The sequence below is a fragment of the Streptomyces sp. NPDC001568 genome (genome assembly GCF_042893755.1).
Taxonomy (GTDB): Bacteria; Actinomycetota; Actinomycetes; order Streptomycetales; family Streptomycetaceae; genus Streptomyces.
In genome coordinates this window covers 259,992-277,565 of sequence record NZ_JBIAVF010000003.1, presented here as the reverse complement: position 1 = coordinate 277,565, position 17,574 = coordinate 259,992, and the positions used below count along the sequence as shown (strand labels likewise).

Below are 17,574 nucleotides of genomic sequence, written 5' to 3'. Positions count from 1 at the left end.
CATGACCGCCTGAAAGGACTTCTGACCAGCAATGGCCGACGAAACCACCCCCACTGCCGAGAATCCCGCGGAGGAGCAGCCCGTGCTGCGGATCGAGCCCGTCGGGCTCGAGACGGAGATGCAGCGCTCCTACCTCGACTACGCGATGTCCGTCATCGTGTCCCGCGCGCTGCCCGACGTACGGGACGGCCTCAAGCCGGTCCACCGTCGCGTGCTGTACGCGATGTACGACGGCGGCTACCGGCCCGAGAAGGGCTTCTACAAGTGCGCCCGCGTCGTCGGTGACGTCATGGGTACGTACCACCCGCACGGCGACTCCTCGATCTACGACGCCCTGGTCCGCCTGGCCCAGCCGTGGTCGCTTCGCATGCCGCTCGTGGACAGCAACGGCAACTTCGGCTCCCCGGGCAACGACCCGGCGGCCGCGATGCGCTACACCGAGTGCAAGCTGATGCCGCTGGCCATGGAGATGCTCCGGGACATCGACGAGGAGACCGTCGACTTCACGGACAACTACGACGGCCGCAACCAGGAGCCGACGGTCCTGCCGGCGCGCTTCCCGAACCTGCTGGTCAACGGCTCCGCGGGCATCGCGGTCGGCATGGCGACCAACATCCCGCCGCACAACCTGCGCGAGGTCGCGGCCGGCGCCCAGTGGGCGCTGGAGCACCCGGAGTCCACGCACGAGGAGCTCCAGGACGCGCTCATCGAGCGCATCAAGGGTCCGGACTTCCCGTCCGGCGCCCTGGTCGTGGGCCGCAAGGGCATCGAGGAGGCGTACCGCACCGGTCGCGGCTCCATCACGATGCGCGCGGTGGTGGAGGTCGAGGAGATCCAGAACCGCCAGTGCCTGGTGGTCACGGAGCTCCCGTACCAGACCAACCCCGACAACCTCGCGCAGAAGATCGCCGACCTGGTGAAGGACGGCCGCGTCGGCGGCATCGCCGACGTCCGCGACGAGACCTCGTCCCGGACCGGCCAGCGCCTGGTGATCGTCCTGAAGCGCGACGCGGTCGCCAAGGTCGTGCTGAACAACCTGTACAAGCACACCGACCTGCAGTCGAACTTCAGCGCCAACATGCTGGCCCTGGTGGACGGCGTGCCGCGCACCCTGTCGATCGACGCCTTCATCCGCCACTGGGTGCAGCACCAGATCGAGGTCATCGTCCGGCGCACGCGCTTCCGCCTGCGCAAGGCGGAGGAGCGCGCCCACATCCTGCGCGGTCTGCTCAAGGCCCTGGACGCCATCGACGAGGTCATCGCCCTCATCCGGCGCAGCAACACCGTCGAGATCGCGCGCGAGGGCCTGATGGGCCTCCTGGAGATCGACGAGATCCAGGCCAACGCGATCCTCGAGATGCAGCTGCGGCGCCTGGCGGCCCTGGAGCGGCAGAAGATCGTCGCCGAGCACGACGAGCTCCAGTCGAAGATCAACGAGTACAACGCGATCCTGGCCTCCGAGGAGCGCCAGCGGCAGATCGTCAGCGAGGAACTCGCGGTCATCGTCGAGAAGTTCGGCGACGACCGGCGTTCCAAGCTGGTGCCCTTCGACGGCGACATGTCCATGGAGGACCTGATCGCCGAAGAGGACATCGTCGTCACGATCACGCACGGCGGGTACGTCAAGCGCACCAAGACCGAGGACTACCGCTCGCAGAAGCGCGGCGGCAAGGGCGTGCGCGGCACGAAGCTGAAGCAGGACGACCTGGTCGACCACTTCTTCGTCTCCACCACGCACCACTGGCTGCTGTTCTTCACGAACAAGGGCCGCGTCTACCGGTCCAAGGCGTACGAGCTGCCGGACGCCGGCCGCGACGCCCGCGGTCAGCACGTGGCGAACCTGCTGGCCTTCCAGCCGGACGAGAAGATCGCCCAGATCCTCGCGATCCGCGACTACGAGGCGGCGCCCTACCTGATCCTGGCCACCAAGGGCGGCCTGGTGAAGAAGACGGCGCTCAAGGACTACGACTCGCCCCGATCGGGTGGCGTCATCGCGATCAACCTCCGCGAGACGGAGAGCGGCGCCGACGACGAGCTGATCGGCGCGGAGCTGGTGTCCGCCGAGGACGACCTGCTGCTCATCAGCAAGAAGGCGCAGTCGATCCGGTTCACCGCGACCGACGACGCGCTGCGTCCGATGGGCCGCGCGACCTCGGGCGTGAAGGGCATGAGCTTCCGCGAGGGCGACGAGCTGCTGTCGATGAGCGTGGTCCGGCCGGGTACTTTCGTCTTCACCGCGACCGACGGCGGCTACGCCAAGCGGACGCCGGTCGACGAGTACCGCGTCCAAGGACGTGGTGGTTTGGGCATCAAGGCAGCGAAGATCGTCGAGGACCGCGGGTCGCTCGTCGGCGCGCTGGTGGTCGACGAAACGGACGAGATTCTCGCCATCACGCTCAGCGGTGGTGTGATTCGCACGCGAGTCAACGAAGTCAGGGAGACCGGCCGTGACACCATGGGCGTCCAGCTGATCAACCTGGGCAAGCGCGATGCCGTGGTGGGCATCGCTCGTAACGCCGAGGCGGGTCAGGAAGCTGACGAGGCCGATGAGATCGAGTCGGACATCGACTCGGACATCGAGGCCGGGGCAGTCGACGGACAGGCCGCCGAGGCCGCCGAGGGCACGGAGCCCTCGGCAGGGGAGCACGAGGAGTAAGCGTGAGTGGAGCCACGGGCGCCGGACCGGCCAAAACTGGAGCGAACGGTGCCCGTGGCCCCGCCGCGGACTCCCAGGGGGGAACCGTGACGGACACCCGAGAACCTAAGTCGAAGGCGCAGTCCAAGGCCCAGCCGAAGGCACCGACGGACAAGGGCCAGGACCGGGACGGACAGCCGTACCAGCCCCCGCAGGCCTACGCGGCGCCGGCGGGCCCGGGTGCGCAGCGCGGGGCCCGACCGGGGGTCCGTACGGCGCCGAGGACGCGCAAGGCGCGGCTGCGGGTCGCCAAGGCGGATCCGTGGTCGGTGATGAAGGTCAGCTTCCTGCTGTCCATCGCGCTGGGCGTGTGCACGATCGTCGCGGCGGCCGTGCTGTGGATGGTCATGGATGCCATGGGCATCTTCTCGACCGTCGGCGGCACGATCAGCGAGGCGACCGGATCGAACGAGAGCAACGGGTTCGACCTCCAGTCGTTCCTGTCGCTGCCGCGGGTGCTGATCTTCACCTCGGTGATCTCGGTGATCGACGTGGTGCTGATGACGGCGCTGGCGACGCTGGGTTCGTTCATCTACAACCTGTCGGCGGGCTTCGTGGGCGGCGTGGAACTCACGCTGGCCGAGGACGAATGACCCGCTGAGAGACCCACTGACTGACCTGCGGGGAAGCCCGCGGAGAGGCCCGTGGGAACGGATTTTGGCTCGACCCGCTCTGTGCGCTAATCTTCAGGAGTCAGCGCGCGGCGCGGATGGGGCTATAGCTCAGTTGGTTAGAGCGCATCCCTGATAAGGATGAGGCCACAGGTTCAAATCCTGTTAGCCCCACAGTGAAGAAGGACCCCCAGGCCAAGGCCTGGGGGTCCTTCTTCGTTGGGCCGGTCGAGGGGTTCGGTGCCGGCCGACGGGCACCGGTCGGATATCGGTCGGTGTGTATTGTTGGCGGCCAGAAGTCCCCAACGTCAACGAAGGACGAGGTCGCGCGGTGAAGAAGCTGCTCCTGGTCGCACTGGCCGCCATCGGCGGGCTCCTCGTGTACCGCCAGATCCAGGCGGATCGCGCCGAGCAGGACCTGTGGACGGAGGCAACTGACTCCGTGCCCTCTGGTTCCGGTGTGTGAGACCCACGGTTGATCTCATGAAGCCCCGGCTGCCGCTGCTGCCGGGGCTTCGTGCTGTTCTGTGAGCAATTGTTCGGGTATGCAAAGATTTGGCTTGCGTTAGCAAACTCGGGGTGGGTCTGATGGTGCGCGTGCGCAAGACGGTGCTGGCCGGGGCGACAGCCCTCGGGTTGCTGGCCTGGCTGCCGGGAGCCGCGTACGCGGCCGGCCCCGGATCCCCGCCGCTGCCGGAGTACCGGGTGGCGGACGGCGCCGTCCCGGTCGCGGGCAAGCCCTCCACGGCGGACGCCCCGCTGCTGGAGGTCGGCGCGGTCTACGAGGACACCCTCGCCCCCGGCGAACGCGTCTACCGGCTCGGTCTCGACAGCACCTCCACCGTGTACGTCTCCGCGGTGCTGCGCCCGCCCGCGGGCGCCAAGGTGGGCTACGGCGACGGTCTGGAGGTCGAGATCATGACCGCCGGCGGCAAGGCCTGCCCCGCCAACCCGGGCAGGGTCTCGTTCGGTTACGACGCGGTGCCCGTCGCGGCGGTCGGCTCCCGGCGGCTGGAGGAGGACGCCGACTGCCAGGCCGGGGGGACCTACTACGCCAAGCTCACCCGGTCCGCGGCGAAGGACTCCGACCGGGCCGCGTGGCCGGTCGAGATCCGGATCCAGCGCGAACCGGCCCCCGTCGCCGGGACCGCGCCGAGCGCCGCCGCCAGTGTCTGGCCCTCGGCGTCGCCGACGCTGCCCGGCACGGACCCGGTCGCCCGTACCGGCGGCACCGGTTTCAACGATGCCCGGGCGCTGGACTCCGGGGTGTGGCGCGACGACCTGCGCCCCGGACAGACGCGCTTCTACCGGGTGCCGCTGGACTGGGGGCAACAGCTGGGGGTCGGCGCGGAGATCGCGGCGGCCAGGATGACGAAGCAGTACGGCTCCGCCTCCAACGGCCTCACCGTCTCGCTCTACACGCCCTACCGAGCCCTCGTGGACTCCAAGGACACCTCCTACGACGGCAAGCAGGCGGCCGTCACGCTGGCGAAGACCGCGCCGGTGGCGTACGAGAACCGTTTCGCCGACGACACCGAGCAGCGGCCCGTGCGGCTGGCCGGGTGGTACTACCTCGCCGTCACCATGGGCGGGAAGGTGGGGGAGTTCACCGAGGACGCCACCCCGGTGCCGCTGACGCTGCGGCTGGAGGTGACGGGTACCCCGCGTTCGGGACCGGCGTACAAGGAGAGCCTCACCGCGGCCGGGTTCGGGGTCGGCGGCGCCGACCGGACGGCGGCGAAGGAGGGGCTCACCGCTCCGGAGGCGGCCGCGGCGGAGGGCGACCGCTCCGTGATGCGGATCGTGGCGGGCGCGGGCTTCGGGACCGGGACGGTCCTGCTCCTCGGGCTCGGCGCGTGGATGCTGCTGGCGCGGCGGGGCGGGGGAGGCAGGGCGGTCTAGGGCCCCGGGATGCGGTGCGGGTGCGGTGCGGGTGCGGTGCGGTGCGGTGCGGGGTTCCGGGGCCTGGGGTCCGGGGCCCCGGGGTCCGGGGCTTGAGGTCCGGGGTCCGGGGTCAGACCTGGGTCAGGGCCCAGATGCCCAGGGCGAAGCAGAGGAGTGCCGCCGTGAGGATGCCGGCGGTGACCTTGGTCGGCGGCGGGGCGACCCGGCCCCGGCGGGCCGGTGCGGGGACGGAGTGCGGGACCGGTTGCGGGTGCGGGGCGGTGGCCGGCCCGGTCGGCGTGCCCGGGTGGACCGGGGGCGGCAGGTGGAAGCTGCCCGTCTCCGAGGGCCCGTGGCCGGGCGGCGGTCCGAAGCCGGCGGTGGCGCCGGCCGGGGGCGTACCGCGCGGGTCGTCGGCCCGGGTGGGCCCGCCGGCGGCGCCCGCGGTGGGGGCCGTGGCGGGGCCCGGAGCGGCCGTGGGGCCCGTTGCGGACCCGGAGGGGGCGGCGGTCGCCGCGTACGGCTCCGGCGCGGCCTGGGGGCCCGTGGGGGCTCCGGGGGCCGTGATGCCGGAGGGGGCCCGGGGGCCCTCGGGGTCGAAACCGGCTGGGAGCGGGCCGAGTTGGTCGAACACCTCGACCGGGTCCGGCTCGGGGGAGGGCGCCGGCAGCAGCTCGACGGCTTCGGCGAGGGCCTTGCGGGCCCCCGTGGCGGTCCGGAACCGCGCCTGGGGGTCGGGGTGCAGGAGGTTCGCGACGACGTCCCACAGCGGCGCGGGGACGCCCTCGGGGGCGTCCGGGGTGCCGTGGGCCAGGAAGTGGTCCACCAGGGCCTGGGAGTCGGGCTTACGGCCCTGCAGCAGGTACAGGGCGACCAGTCCGACCGCGTAGAGGTCGGCGGGGAAGTCGGGCTCGGCGCCCATGAGTTGTTCCGGGGCGAAGTAACCGGGCGTGCCGACCACGTAGTTGGTCTCGGTCAGCCGGGGCTCGCCCTTGCGCATCGAGATGCCGAAGTCGGACAGCCGCAGGTGCGGCCGCCCGGTTCCGGTGGCCTCCATCAGGATGTTGGCCGGTTTGATGTCGCGGTGGACGACGCCCTCCGCGTGCACCGCCGCCAGCCCCGACAGGAGCTGGTCGAGCAGTGCGCACACGAACCGGGGCGGCAACGGGCCGTAGTCCCCGATCACATGGGCGAGGGAGCCGCCGCCGACGAGGTCCATGGTGAACAGGACCTTGTCGTCGTCCGCCGCCCAGCTGGCGGGGGCCAGCACGTGCGGGTGGTCGATGCGCAGCGCCTGCTCGCGCACGAACCGCAGCAGGGTGTGGGCGTCGCTCTGCAGCAGCACCTTCGCGGCGACGTAGCGGCGCCGCCGGTGGTCCCACGCCCGCCAGACGGCGCCCGCGCCACCGCGTCCGATCGGGTCGACCAGTTCGTACCGGCCGGCGAAGACCTCACCCATTGCTGTGCCCGTCCCCCGTCATCCTCGTGCGTCAGTTCTGGTGGGCCTCGTAGTGGGCCACCGCCTCCGCGGTGCGGCCCGCGCCGTACACCCTGAGGAACTCTGCCAGTTCCGGGTGGCTGGGGGCGAGGGTGTCCGCCGCGTCGATGATGTCGCCGGCCGCGGAGACCGAGCGCAGCAGCGACTGGATCTCGCGGACGACGCGCTTGACGGTGGGAGCGCCGGAACTCGTCGTGGTCTGACCGCTGTTGCTGAGGACGGAGCCTCCCTGGGTGTTCTTGATCTCGTCCATCCGGTCCGTGGCCTCCGCCGCGCTGACGCTTCCGTCCGCCACCTGGCCGGCGAGGTCCTGGAGGGCCTGGACCCGCTGGACGACGGCCGGATTGCCGATCTTGGCGCGCTGGCCGCTCATCAGCTGGGACAGCATCGGCGCCGACAGGCCGAGGACGGCAGCGAGGCGGGCCTGGTTGAGACCGAGGTCATCTATGAGCCGTCGGAACAGCGCGCCCAGCGGCTCCCCGTACCAACTGCGCTGAAGCTCTCTGGCTCTGGCCGTGGCCTCTTGCTGTACTGCGTCCACTCTTACTACTCCCCTTCGCTGGTGCGAACCTCGCGAGCATCTTACGGAGCGTGGTCGCGGGGCGGGAGTCCCTATCATTTTGCGGGATGAGGGGGTACACCGGGTACTCTGTCCTGCGGAACGACCTCTCCCTTTCGGGGGAGCGGCGCGTTGCGTCGTTCGGGGCCTTAGCTCAGTTGGTAGAGCGCTGCCTTTGCAAGGCAGATGTCAGGAGTTCGAATCTCCTAGGCTCCACATGTGAAAGGTCCCCTGACCTGCGGAAACGCTGGTCAGGGGACCTTTTTTCGTACGGCCGCTCCGGGCGGGTCCGGGCTCGTACGGGCCGAACGGGCCCGGGGGGCGGCCCTGTTCGGGGGTCGCGCCGCGCGGGGCTCAGGAGCGTCGGCCCGTGCGCAGGAGGCCGGCCGCGAGGGCGGTGGCGACGATCAGCAGGCCCGCGCCGACGGCGAAACCGAGGTGGTAGCCACCGGTCAGGGCTTCGGCGGGGCCGTGTCCGGAGGCCGTCAGGGCCTCGGTGCGGGAGGCGGCCAGGGTGGAGAGGACCGCGACGCCGAGGGCCATGCCGATCTGCTGGGTGGTGTTGAACAGACCCGACGCGAGGCCGGCGTCCTCCTCGCCGGCGCCGGACATCCCCAGGGTGGTGAGCGCGGGCAGCGCCAGGCCGAAGCCGGAGGCCAACAGCATCACGGGCAGCAGGTCGGTGACGTAGTCGGCGTCGACCGGCAGCCGGGTGAGCAGGGCGAGTCCGACGACGAGCAGGGCGAGCCCCGCGAGCAGGACGGTCCGCTCGCCGAAGCGGGCGTTCAGCCGCGCCGAGACGCCGAGGGACACGGCGCCGATCGCCAGGGCGGCGGGCAGCATCGCGAGGCCGGTCTCGGCCGCGCCGTAGCCCTGGACCCGCTGGAGGTGGAGGGCGACCAGGATCTGGAAGGAGAACAGCGCGGCCACCATCAGCATCTGCACCAGGTTCGCGCCGGTCACGGTGCGGGAGCGGAAGATCCGCAGCGGCATCAGCGGGTTGCGGGTCCTGGCCTGCCGGACGACGAAGCCGGCCAGCAGGGCGGCCGCGAGGGTCCCGAGTCCGAGGGTGTGCGCGGAGGTCCAGCCGTGCTCCTCGACCTTGACGACGGCGTAGATCCCCGTCATCAGCCCCGAGGTGACCAGTACGGCGCCCAGTACGTCGGCTCCGGCGCGCAGCCCCAGGCCCCGTACGGCGGGCAGCGCGGGCAGGGCCAGGGCGAGCGCGGCGGCCCCGATGGGCAGGTTGATGAAGAAGATCCAGTGCCAGTCGAGGGCGTCGGTGAGCACCCCGCCGAGGACCTGGCCCAGCGAGGCCCCGGCGGCTCCGGTGAAGGAGAAGACGGCGATGGCCCGGGCGCGTTCGCGGGGTTCGGTGAAGAGGGTGACCAGGATGCCGAGGCTCACGGCGGAGGCCATGGCGCTGCCCACGCCCTGGAGGAACCGGGCGGCGATCAGCATCCCGGGGGAGGTCGCGAAGCCGGCGAGCAGCGACGCGGCGGTGAAGACGGCGGTGCCGGCGAGGAACATCCGCTTGCGGCCGATCAGGTCGCCGAGTCGGCCGGCCAGCAGCAGGAGGCTGCCGAAGGCGATCAGGTAGGCGTTCACGACCCAGCTGAGGCCGGCGGGAGTGAAGCCCAGGTCGCTCTGGATGGCGGGCATCGCCACGGTGACGATGCTGCCGTCGAGGATCGTCATCAGCATGCCGGTGGAGAGCACGGCGAGGGCGGTCCAGCGGGAGCGGAGGCCGCCGGCGGGTGGGGCGGCGGGGGAGGTGCGGGCGGCGGCGGTGGCGGTGGCGGCGGGCATCGGTCTCTCCGGTCGTGAGGTGGCGCGGGGTGCGGGGCGGTGCGGGGTGCCGAGTGGTGCGGGATGCCGAGTGGTGCGGCGCTCGGCGACTGGTGCGACCGTAGCAGATAGTTTTGTTGCAGACTATATTTTTCGGATCGAGTTGTACCCTGGACCCATGACTGCGATGGCGCCCACCCGGACCGAGCCCGACCTCTCCTTCCTCCTGGACCACACCAGCCACGTCCTGCGCACCCGCATGGCCGCTGCCCTGGACGAGATCGGCCTCACCGCCCGGATGCACTGCGTCCTGGTGCACGCGTTGGAGGAGGAGCGCACCCAGATCCAGCTCGCGGAGATCGGGGACATGGACAAGACGACGATGGTCGTCACCGTCGATGCGCTGGAGAAGGCCGGACTGGCCGAGCGCAGGCCCTCCGCGACCGACCGCCGGGCCCGCGTCATCGCGGTCACCGAGCGCGGCGCCGCCGTGGCCGCCGAGAGCACCCGGATCGTCGACCGGGTGCATTCCGAGGCCCTCGGGTCCCTCGCCGAGACCGACCGCGAAGCCCTCCTGCGCGGGCTGAAGCTGCTCGTCGGGGGCTCCCTGGGCACCCCGTCGGAGAGCCCGCGCCCGGCCCGCCGGGCCCGTCAGTAGGGGCCCGCGGGTGTCCCCCGTACGGCCCAGTCACAGGGCCGCCGGGCCCGGCGTGTCCGAGAGTGGGGGGCAGGCACCGAGCCAGGGGGCCACACACGCCGGAGGCGCACGCACATGGGACTCTTCGATTTCCTGAAGTCCGACAAGCAGAAGGAACACGAGGCGCAGAAGACGCGGGAACAGGTGGAACAACGGTCCGCGGCGGCTTCCCCGCCCGCGGCGCCGAACGCGCCGGTGGACATCGGCTCCAAGTACACCGACGCGGCGGCGGCCACCAAGGCTGCCGCCGACCGGATGGCCGCCGCCGCGCCGCCGAAGCCGGCCGCGGCCCCCGCCGCGCCCAGCCCGACGTCCGCCGCTCACAAGGCGGTGCCCGTGGCGCCCAGGCCCGCGGGCACGCCCCGGCCCGCCACGGCGCCGCCCAGGAGCACCGCGCCCGGGGCTCCCGCGGCGCCCAGCCCGACTTCGGCCGCGCACAAGGCCGTTCCGGTGTCGCCCAAGCCCGCGGCCTCGCCCAAGCCGGTGGCGAAGCGCACCTACACGGTCCGGGCCGGGGACTCGCTGTCCGCCATCGCCCGCCGCGAGCTCGGCAACGAGGGCCGCTGGCGCGAGCTCTACGCCATGAACCGGGGCGTCGTCGGCCCCAACCCGGACCTCATCCACCCGGGCATGGTGCTCACCCTCCCGGGCTGATGCCGGTACGCGGGAAAGGTGATGCCGGTACACGGGAAGGGGCCCGGATCCATCAGGATCCGGGCCCCTTCCCGTGTACCGCCGTTCCTCGGAGCCGCTCCCGTTCGGGGGCCGACGCCTTCGGAGCCGTCTGTCAGAGCTGCTTGTCGGGGGAGCCCTCCGGGCCGGCCCCCGCCTCGCGCTCCTTCTGCGCCAGTTCCTCGTCGAAAGCGGCCGGGCCGGCTTCGCGGTCCGACACCTCGGTGGCCGCCGGGGGCTCCACGAGCCAGTCCGGGTTGGACTGGCGGTCCCACCACTTCCACGCCGCGAAGGCGCCCAGGGCCACGACGCCGACCAGGGCGACGCCGCGCGCCGCTCGGCCGCACTTCGCGCGCCGCTCGTGGCGGCGCACCAGCTTCTGGACCTCCTTCGCCGACACCTGGCCGCGCAGCGCCGCGAAGGCGGCGGTCGACCTGGAAGCGGCCTCTTCCGCCACGGGCGTGGCGGCCGCGATGGCGCTCTCGATCCTCGGCTGGGTGTAGTCGGCGGCCTGCCGCGCCGCGTGGCGCGTGGAGACCACGGCCTGCGTCGCGGCCCGGTCAACGCCCGGCGGTACGTGGGTGCGCGCCTGCTTCAGGCGTGGATGCACATGGCTGTCGTACGTCGTACGGGCTTGCCGGGCGGCCTCGTTGGCCGCGCTCGACATCATCGGCGCCAGTCGCTCATTCGCCTCGTGTGCGTAGTGCACAGCCGCGTCCTTGGCGGTTTCTGCGTACGGCGCCACCACTTCCGCTGCGTGCCGGACGGTATCCCTGGCGCTTTCGGCGGCCAGGCGCACGCTGTCCTTGCGGGTCACGGGATTCTCCTCCTCGGTGGCGGACACAGTTCACCTTTCCACCCTTTGTCGGATCATGCCTGCCCTGACGCTGCCGGGCATGCGTGACAGGGCATACGGGTGGAGGATTTCTGTGCGGCGCTGCCCTCCGTGGGAGGATCGGGACTGACAGTGATGACTATGGAAGGCAGGCTCGTGGCCGAGAAGCTCTACGCCACCCTGAAGACCAACCACGGCGACATCGAGATCGAGCTGCTGCCGAACTTCGCCCCGAAGACCGTCCGCAACTTCGTGGAGCTCGCGACGGGCGCCCGCGAGTGGACCCGGCCCACGGACGGCCAGAAGACCACGGCTCCGCTCTACGACGGCACCGTCTTCCACCGCGTCATCAGCGGCTTCATGATCCAGGGCGGTGACCCGCTCGGAAACGGCACCGGCGGCCCCGGCTACCAGTTCGCCGACGAGTTCCACCCGGACCTGGCCTTCACGAAGCCCTACCTGCTCGCCATGGCCAACGCCGGGCCGGGGACCAACGGCTCCCAATTCTTCATCACGGTCGCCCCGACCGCCTGGCTGACCCGCAAGCACACCATCTTCGGCGAGGTCAGCAGCGCGGCCGGCCGCAAGGTCGTGGACGCCATCGCCGCCGGCGCGACGAACCCGCGCACCGAACGGCCGCTCGACGACGTGATCATCCAGTCCGTCGTCATCGAGAAGCGCGGCGCGAGCCTCGACAAGGGCTGACCGCCTCCCCGACCCGGTCTCCCGGGAACCTTTCCGCCCCGCCCGTCCGTCCTGGTTGTGTACCGGACCGGCGGGGCGCCGCTGTCCCGCCGCCGACCGAGGGGACCGATGGACACCGACCGTCTGCCGGGCTGCTACCGCCACCCGGACCGTGACACGGGCATCACGTGCACCCGCTGTGAGCGCCCGATCTGCCCGGAGTGCATGATCAGCGCCTCGGTGGGCTTCCAGTGCCCCGAGTGCGTGCGCGGCGGCTCGGGAACGGGGCACGCGGCCGCGGCCAACGCCCCGCGCACCGTCGCGGGCGGGATCGTCGCCGGCGATCCCGTGCTCGTCACCAAGGTCCTGATCGGGATCAACGCGGCCGTCTTCCTCGCGGCGTTCCTGGTTCCGGGGCTGGCCATCCAGCTGGAGCTGCTGGGCCGCTACGTCGAGTACTACGGAGCCCCCGTCGAAGGGGTCGCCACCGGCCAGTACCACCGGCTGCTGACCTCGACGTTCCTGCACGTCGAGTGGTGGCACATCATCGGCAACATGCTGGCCCTGTGGGTGATCGGCGGCCCGCTGGAAGCGGCCCTGGGCCGCGTCCGCTACCTGGCGCTCTACCTGCTGTCCGGGCTCGGCGGCAGCGCGCTCGTCTACCTGCTGACCGCGCCGAACACCCCGACGCTCGGCGCCTCCGGCGCCATCTGCGGGCTCCTCGGCGCCACCGTCGTCCTCGCCCGCAGGCTGCGCTACGAGATGCGGCCGGTGATGGTGACGTTGGTACTGATGCTCGTGGTGACCTTCGTACCGTTCGGCGGCAGCTGGTCGGTGTCCTGGCAGGCCCACATCGGCGGGCTGGTGACCGGTGCGCTGGTCGCGCTGGGCCTGCTCGGCCCGGCCACGGGACGCAAGCGCACACTCATCCAGTGGGGTACGTGCGCGGCGGTGTTCCTCCTGGCAGCGGCGCTGGTCCTGGTCCGGACGGCCGCACTCACCTGATCACACCGGCGTCAACTCTCCACAGAGTTATCCACAGATCTTCTGTCTTTTCCTCAGGTGTGGATGACGCTGTGGATAACTCATGGGGAGAGCTTGCGTTCCGGCGCCGGATGCGCCTCGGGCCGGCGCCGGACGCGTCCTACTTCCACTGCGTGGAGACGCCGAACCCCGCTGCGATGAAGCCGAAACCGACCACGATGTTCCAGTTGCCCAGGGCCTCGATCGGCAGCTGGGTATCGGTCACGTAGAAGACGACGATCCACGCGAGACCGATGAGGAAGAACGCCAGCATGACCGGCGCGACCCAGCTGCGGTTCGTCAGCCTGATCGACTGCGCCTGCTTCCCCGCCGGCGGCGGTGTGTAGTCGTCCTTCTTGCGGATACGTGACTTCGGCACGAGGGGCTCTCCTGTCGATGCGCTGGGGACCTTGCCTGCCCCGGGCGTCCGTTAGCGTAGTGGACCTGTGGCGTTGAAGGAGAAGGGTACGTTGAGCAATTCCGACGACTCCTCCGCGGGTCCCCGTCTGCGGGCCAGACCGGTCCGGCTGCTGACGGCCGCCGTTTTCGCCCTGGCCGGCCTCATTTTCGTCACCAGCTTCAACACGTCCAAGGGTACGAACATCCGCACGGACACGTCACTGCTGAAGCTGTCCGACCTCATCCACGAGCGCAGCGCCGACAACGCCGAGCTGGAGAAGAGCGCCGCGACCCTGCGCCGCCAGGTCGACGCCCTCGCCGACCGCGACGACGGCAGCACCAAGGCCGAGGACGCCAAGCTGGCCGCCCTGCGCACAGCCTCGGGCACCGAGGAGCTCACCGGCAAGGGCCTGACGGTCACTCTCAACGACGCGCCGCCGAACGCCACGGCCCGCGTCCCGGGCGTGCCGGAACCGCAGCCGAACGACCTCGTGATCCACCAGCAGGACCTCCAGGCCGTGGTGAACGCCCTCTGGCTCGGTGGCGCCCAGGGCATCGAGGTCATGGGCCAGCGGCTGATCTCCACCAGCGCGGTGCGCTGCGTGGGCAACACCCTCATCCTCCAGGGCCGCGTGTACTCGCCCCCCTACAAGGTGTCGGCGGTCGGCGACCCGGGCGCGTTGCGCAAGGCGCTGGCGGACTCCCCCGCGCTGCAGAACTACCAGCTGTACGTCAACGCCTACGGGTTGGGCTGGAAAGTGGACGAGGAGAAGAAGCTGACACTGCCCGGCTACTCCGGCACAGTGGACCTCCACTATGCGAAGCCGCTGGAGTCCGCCGCGCCCTGACGTCGTACTGCGCCTGGTGGTACGGACGTTCAGCGAGGTGTGCCTGACGGTCGGCACGCTCATCGTGCTCTTCGTCGCCTACGTGCTGCTGTGGACCGGGGTGAAGGCAGACCGGGCCATGGACGGCGAACGGGACCGGCTGCGCGCCGGCTGGGTCGCCGCCGCCCCGGGGGCCCCCTCGGCCCCGTCCCCGCCCTCCCAGCGGCCCGGGGCGCCCACCGCGGCCCCCGCGACGGACCCGGCCGCCCCCACCCCCTACCCGACGGGCCGGGCCTTCGCCGAGATGACCGTCCCGCGCTTCGGCGCCGGCTGGACCAAGCCCGTCCTGGAGGGCACGGATCCCGAACTGCTGAAGAAGGGCCTCGGCCACTACGCGGGCTCGGCCCGGCCCGGCACCACCGGGAACTTCGCCGTCGCCGGGCACCGGCGGACGTACGGAGACCCCTTCAAGGACGTCCCGAAGCTGCGTCCGGGGGACACCGTGGAGGTCCGGGACGCCACGCACCGGTACACGTACACCGTCCGCGCGCCGGCCCTGCGGGTCCTGCCCACCGAGACGGGGGTCGTGGACGCGATACCGGAGAAGTCCCCCTTCACCGCCCCCGGCAAGTACCTGACCCTGACCACCTGCGAGCCGGAATGGGGCCACAGCCACCGCCTCGTCGTCTGGGCGGAACTCACGGACACCCGCTCCGCGGAGCCCGCCCGAGCAGGGGGATCGCCCGGGTGACCCACCCCGCGGGGCCGCTGCCTTTAGGCTGTTGCGGTACCGCCCCCGCGGTGCGTGGAGCGAAAGGGACGCGGACGGAATGTACGGCTGGATCTGGCGGCACCTGCCGGGCAATGCGTGGCTGCGCGCGCTGATCTCACTCGTACTGGTCCTGGCGGTGGTGTACGTGCTGTTCCAGTACGTCTTCCCGTGGGCCGAGCCGCTCCTTCCGTTCAACGATGTGACGGTGGACGAGGGATCGGGAGCCACTCCGTGAGCGCGCGCATTCTGGTTGTCGACAACTACGACAGCTTTGTCTTCAATCTGGTCCAGTACCTCTACCAGCTCGGCGCCGAATGCGAGGTGCTGCGCAACGACGAGGTCGAACTCGCCCACGCCCAGGACGGCTTCGACGGCGTGCTCCTCTCCCCCGGACCGGGCACCCCGGAGGAGGCGGGCGTCTGCGTCGACATGGTCCGCCACTGCGCCGACACCGGCGTCCCGGTGTTCGGGGTCTGTCTCGGCATGCAGTCGATGGCGGTCGCCTACGGCGGCGTCGTCGGCCGGGCCCCCGAGCTGCTGCACGGCAAGACCTCGCCCGTGGTGCACGACGGCCTGGGCGTATTCGCAGGGCTGCCCTCCCCCTTCACCGCCACCCGCTACCACTCGCTCGCGGCCGAGCCCCTCACCCTCCCCGACGCGCTGGAGGTCACCGCGCGCACCGAGGACGGGATCATCATGGGACTGCGGCACCGGGAGCACGACGTCGAGGGCGTGCAGTTCCACCCCGAGTCGGTACTGACCGAGTGGGGGCACCGGATGCTCGCGAACTGGCTGGTCCGCTGCGGGGACGCGGGAGCCGTCGAGCGCTCGGTGGGGCTGGCCCCGGTGGTGGGCAAGGCCGTCGCGTGACGACGGTCGCGCCGTCCGCGCCCACCGAGGGCCGGGCCGCGCGGCGCAAGGCCGCTCAGGAGGCCGCGAAGCGCTCCCAGGCACGGACACGCCGCCGGGGTGGGCGGGGCCGCAGACGCGCCCGCCCGCGCTCCGGCGGCCCGGTCGTGGTGCTGAGCCGCGCGGTCGGTGAGCTGTTCATCACCGTCGGCCTGGTGATGCTGCTGTTCGTCACCTACCAGCTCTGGTACACGAACCTGCTGGCGCAGCGCACCGCGAACGGGGCCGCCGGCTCCCTGCGGCAGACCTGGGAACGCGCCCCGGACCCGGCGACGGCCGGCCAGGGCGCGCCCCCCGTGGCCGCCTTCGAACCGGGGCAGGGGTTCGCGATCCTCCACATCCCGAAGCTCGACCTGAAGGTGCCGGTCGCCGAGGGCATCAGCAAGCCGAAGGTGCTGGACCGGGGCATGGTGGGGCACTACGGCGAAGGCGCGTTGAAGACGGCGATGCCGTCCGACCCGCAGGGGAACTTCGCGGTGGCCGGGCACCGGAACACGCACGGCGAGCCCTTCCGCTTCATCAACAGGTTGGCGCCGGGCGATCCGATCGTCGTGGAGACGCGGGACGCGTTCTACACGTACGAGATGACCTCGATCCTGCCGCAGACTCCCCCGACGAACGTCTCCGTGATCAAGCCGGTGCCCGAGGGCTCCGGATTCACCGGCCCGGGCCGGTACATCACCCTCACGACCTGCACTCCCGAGTTCACGAGCACCTACCGGATGATCGTATGGGGCAGGATGACCGAAGAACGCCCCCGCAGTCAGGGCGCACCGCCCGCGCTGAACAGCCCGTAAGGACGAATCCGCAGTGTCTCGTGCCCGCCGCCGCTCCGCACCGCCGCCCCGAAACCGCAGCGTGATCGCCGGGTTCCTGAGCCTGCTGGGGGAGCTCCTGATCACGACGGGCCTGGTCCTCGCCCTGTTCGTGGCGTACTCGCTGTGGTGGACGAACGTCCTCGCGGACCGTGAGGCTTCGGCGCGCGGCGACGAGGTCCGACAGCTGTGGCAGGAGAGCCCGGCTCCCGCGGCGGGCGCGCCCGCCGAGCCCGGCGCCCTCGACACCGGGGACGGCATCGGCTTCCTGCACGTACCGGCGATGAAGAACGGCGAGGTACTGGTCAAGCCGGGTACCGCGCCGGACATCCTGGACGACGGGGTGGCCGGGTACTACACGGAGCCGGTGAAGTCCGCCCTGCCCTGGGACGCCAAGGGCAACTTCTCGCTGGCCGCGCACCGCGACGGGCACGGGGCGAAGTTCCACAACATCGACAGGATGAAGAGCGGCGACGCGATCGTCTTCGAGACCCGGGACACCTGGTACGTGTACAAGGTGTTCGCCGAGCTGCGGCAGACCTCGAAGTACAACGTGGACGTCATCAGCCCGGTCCCCAAGGAATCGGGCAGGACGGCCCCCGGGCGCTTCATCACGTTGACCACCTGCACGCCCGTGTACACCTCGAAGTACCGGTACATCGTGTGGGGCGAGCTCGTGCGGACGGAAAAGGTGGACGACAAGCGGACGCTGCCGGCGGAGCTGCGCTGAGCCGTGTCGGTCCGCGTTTCACGTGAAACACGGCCGGTCAGCGGTCGTTTCACGTGAAACAGGTCCCCGGTTGTTCCACGCGAGGCAACCGCCCGAGTTTCACGTGAAACAGCCGCTCGCGTTTCACGTGAAACAGGCCCGGCCCCTCTCCGTGGAGAGGGGCCGGGCTTTCGTTC

18 protein-coding genes, 2 tRNA genes and 1 pseudogene are annotated in these 17,574 nt (G+C 71.1%); 16 read left to right on the top strand and 5 right to left on the bottom strand.

Annotated elements, in window-relative coordinates; genetic code table 11:
• The first annotated feature begins 31 nt into the window (after positions 1–31).
• The 5 genes from gyrA to ACFY0I_RS07055 all read left to right on the top strand — a co-directional run bounded on the left by gyrA (position 32) and on the right by ACFY0I_RS07055 (position 5,208).
• The gene (gene gyrA, locus ACFY0I_RS07075) at positions 32–2,656 is read left to right on the top strand and encodes a DNA gyrase subunit A (protein ID WP_388891277.1); all 2,625 of its coding nucleotides are present in this window, start codon (positions 32–34) and stop codon (positions 2,654–2,656) included.
• Positions 2,657–2,658: 2 nt separating this feature from the next.
• Entirely contained in the window at positions 2,659–3,288 is a 630-nt protein-coding gene (locus ACFY0I_RS07070; RefSeq protein WP_362875145.1) for a DUF3566 domain-containing protein, read from the top strand.
• Between the two features lie 118 nt (positions 3,289–3,406).
• A tRNA-Ile gene (locus tag ACFY0I_RS07065) sits at positions 3,407–3,480 on the top strand.
• A gap of 157 nt (positions 3,481–3,637) precedes the next feature.
• A complete protein-coding gene (locus ACFY0I_RS07060; protein ID WP_208809277.1) occupies positions 3,638–3,772 on the top strand; it encodes a DLW-39 family protein in 135 nt (44 codons plus the stop codon).
• A 122-nt stretch (positions 3,773–3,894) separates the two neighbouring features.
• Entirely contained in the window at positions 3,895–5,208 is a 1,314-nt protein-coding gene (locus ACFY0I_RS07055) for a hypothetical protein (RefSeq protein ID WP_388891816.1), read from the top strand.
• A 112-nt stretch (positions 5,209–5,320) separates the two neighbouring features.
• Here the strand turns inward: ACFY0I_RS07055 and ACFY0I_RS07050 are convergent, their stop codons facing one another.
• Complete coding sequence (locus tag ACFY0I_RS07050) at positions 5,321–6,649, bottom strand: protein kinase (protein WP_388891274.1); 1,329 nt, start codon at positions 6,647–6,649, stop codon at positions 5,321–5,323.
• 31 nt (positions 6,650–6,680) lie between these two features.
• The gene (locus tag ACFY0I_RS07045; protein WP_362875149.1) at positions 6,681–7,229 is read right to left on the bottom strand and encodes a DNA-binding protein; all 549 of its coding nucleotides are present in this window, start codon (positions 7,227–7,229) and stop codon (positions 6,681–6,683) included.
• Positions 7,230–7,390: 161 nt separating this feature from the next.
• On the opposite strand from ACFY0I_RS07045, the gene ACFY0I_RS07040 reads away from it, so the two are divergent.
• Positions 7,391–7,463, top strand: a tRNA-Ala gene (locus ACFY0I_RS07040).
• A 138-nt stretch (positions 7,464–7,601) separates the two neighbouring features.
• Here ACFY0I_RS07040 and ACFY0I_RS07035 read toward each other — a convergent pair.
• Complete coding sequence (locus ACFY0I_RS07035) at positions 7,602–9,056, bottom strand: MFS transporter (protein ID WP_388891271.1); 1,455 nt, start codon at positions 9,054–9,056, stop codon at positions 7,602–7,604.
• 157 nt (positions 9,057–9,213) lie between these two features.
• Here ACFY0I_RS07035 and ACFY0I_RS07030 point away from each other — a divergent pair, with 157 nt between their 5' ends.
• Both ACFY0I_RS07030 and ACFY0I_RS07025 read left to right on the top strand, forming a co-directional pair.
• On the top strand, positions 9,214–9,693 hold the full coding sequence (locus ACFY0I_RS07030) for a MarR family winged helix-turn-helix transcriptional regulator (RefSeq protein ID WP_388891268.1): 480 nt from the start codon (positions 9,214–9,216) through the stop codon (positions 9,691–9,693).
• 114 nt (positions 9,694–9,807) lie between these two features.
• Positions 9,808–10,386, top strand: coding sequence for a LysM peptidoglycan-binding domain-containing protein (locus tag ACFY0I_RS07025; RefSeq protein WP_388891267.1), 579 nt, complete (start codon positions 9,808–9,810; stop codon positions 10,384–10,386).
• Between the two features lie 133 nt (positions 10,387–10,519).
• On the opposite strand, the gene ACFY0I_RS07020 is transcribed toward ACFY0I_RS07025, so the two are convergent.
• Positions 10,520–11,221 (bottom strand): DUF5324 family protein, encoded by a 702-nt coding sequence (locus ACFY0I_RS07020; protein WP_388891264.1) that lies wholly within the window; start codon positions 11,219–11,221, stop codon positions 10,520–10,522.
• Between the two features lie 174 nt (positions 11,222–11,395).
• On the opposite strand from ACFY0I_RS07020, the gene ACFY0I_RS07015 reads away from it, so the two are divergent.
• Both ACFY0I_RS07015 and ACFY0I_RS07010 read left to right on the top strand, forming a co-directional pair.
• A complete protein-coding gene (locus tag ACFY0I_RS07015) occupies positions 11,396–11,944 on the top strand; it encodes a peptidylprolyl isomerase (protein WP_388891812.1) in 549 nt (182 codons plus the stop codon).
• 108 nt (positions 11,945–12,052) lie between these two features.
• The gene (locus ACFY0I_RS07010; protein WP_388891261.1) at positions 12,053–12,928 is read left to right on the top strand and encodes a rhomboid family intramembrane serine protease; all 876 of its coding nucleotides are present in this window, start codon (positions 12,053–12,055) and stop codon (positions 12,926–12,928) included.
• Between the two features lie 139 nt (positions 12,929–13,067).
• Here the strand turns inward: ACFY0I_RS07010 and crgA are convergent, their stop codons facing one another.
• Positions 13,068–13,325 carry a cell division protein CrgA gene (gene crgA, locus ACFY0I_RS07005; RefSeq protein ID WP_388891258.1) on the bottom strand — a complete coding sequence of 86 codons (258 nt, stop codon included), beginning with the start codon at positions 13,323–13,325 and terminating at the stop codon, positions 13,068–13,070.
• 91 nt (positions 13,326–13,416) lie between these two features.
• Here crgA and ACFY0I_RS07000 point away from each other — a divergent pair, with 91 nt between their 5' ends.
• The 6 genes and pseudogenes from ACFY0I_RS07000 to ACFY0I_RS06975 all read left to right on the top strand — a co-directional run bounded on the left by ACFY0I_RS07000 (position 13,417) and on the right by ACFY0I_RS06975 (position 17,398).
• Positions 13,417–14,193 carry a DUF881 domain-containing protein gene (locus ACFY0I_RS07000; protein ID WP_388891255.1) on the top strand — a complete coding sequence of 259 codons (777 nt, stop codon included), beginning with the start codon at positions 13,417–13,419 and terminating at the stop codon, positions 14,191–14,193.
• Positions 14,162–14,923, top strand: coding sequence for a class E sortase (locus tag ACFY0I_RS06995; RefSeq protein WP_388891252.1), 762 nt, complete (start codon positions 14,162–14,164; stop codon positions 14,921–14,923). Before ACFY0I_RS07000 ends, ACFY0I_RS06995 begins: the two co-directional genes overlap by 32 nt.
• Before the next feature lie 79 nt (positions 14,924–15,002).
• Entirely contained in the window at positions 15,003–15,179 is a 177-nt protein-coding gene (locus tag ACFY0I_RS06990) for a hypothetical protein (protein ID WP_362875158.1), read from the top strand.
• Complete coding sequence (locus ACFY0I_RS06985; RefSeq protein ID WP_388891248.1) at positions 15,176–15,814, top strand: aminodeoxychorismate/anthranilate synthase component II; 639 nt, start codon at positions 15,176–15,178, stop codon at positions 15,812–15,814. The genes ACFY0I_RS06990 and ACFY0I_RS06985 overlap by 4 nt, the downstream gene beginning before the upstream one ends.
• Positions 15,815–15,960: 146 nt before the next feature.
• Positions 15,961–16,650: pseudogene (locus ACFY0I_RS06980) on the top strand (class E sortase); the annotation flags it as partial.
• Positions 16,651–16,663: 13 nt separating this feature from the next.
• Entirely contained in the window at positions 16,664–17,398 is a 735-nt protein-coding gene (locus tag ACFY0I_RS06975) for a class E sortase (protein WP_388891246.1), read from the top strand.
• Positions 17,399–17,574 lie beyond the last annotated feature (176 nt).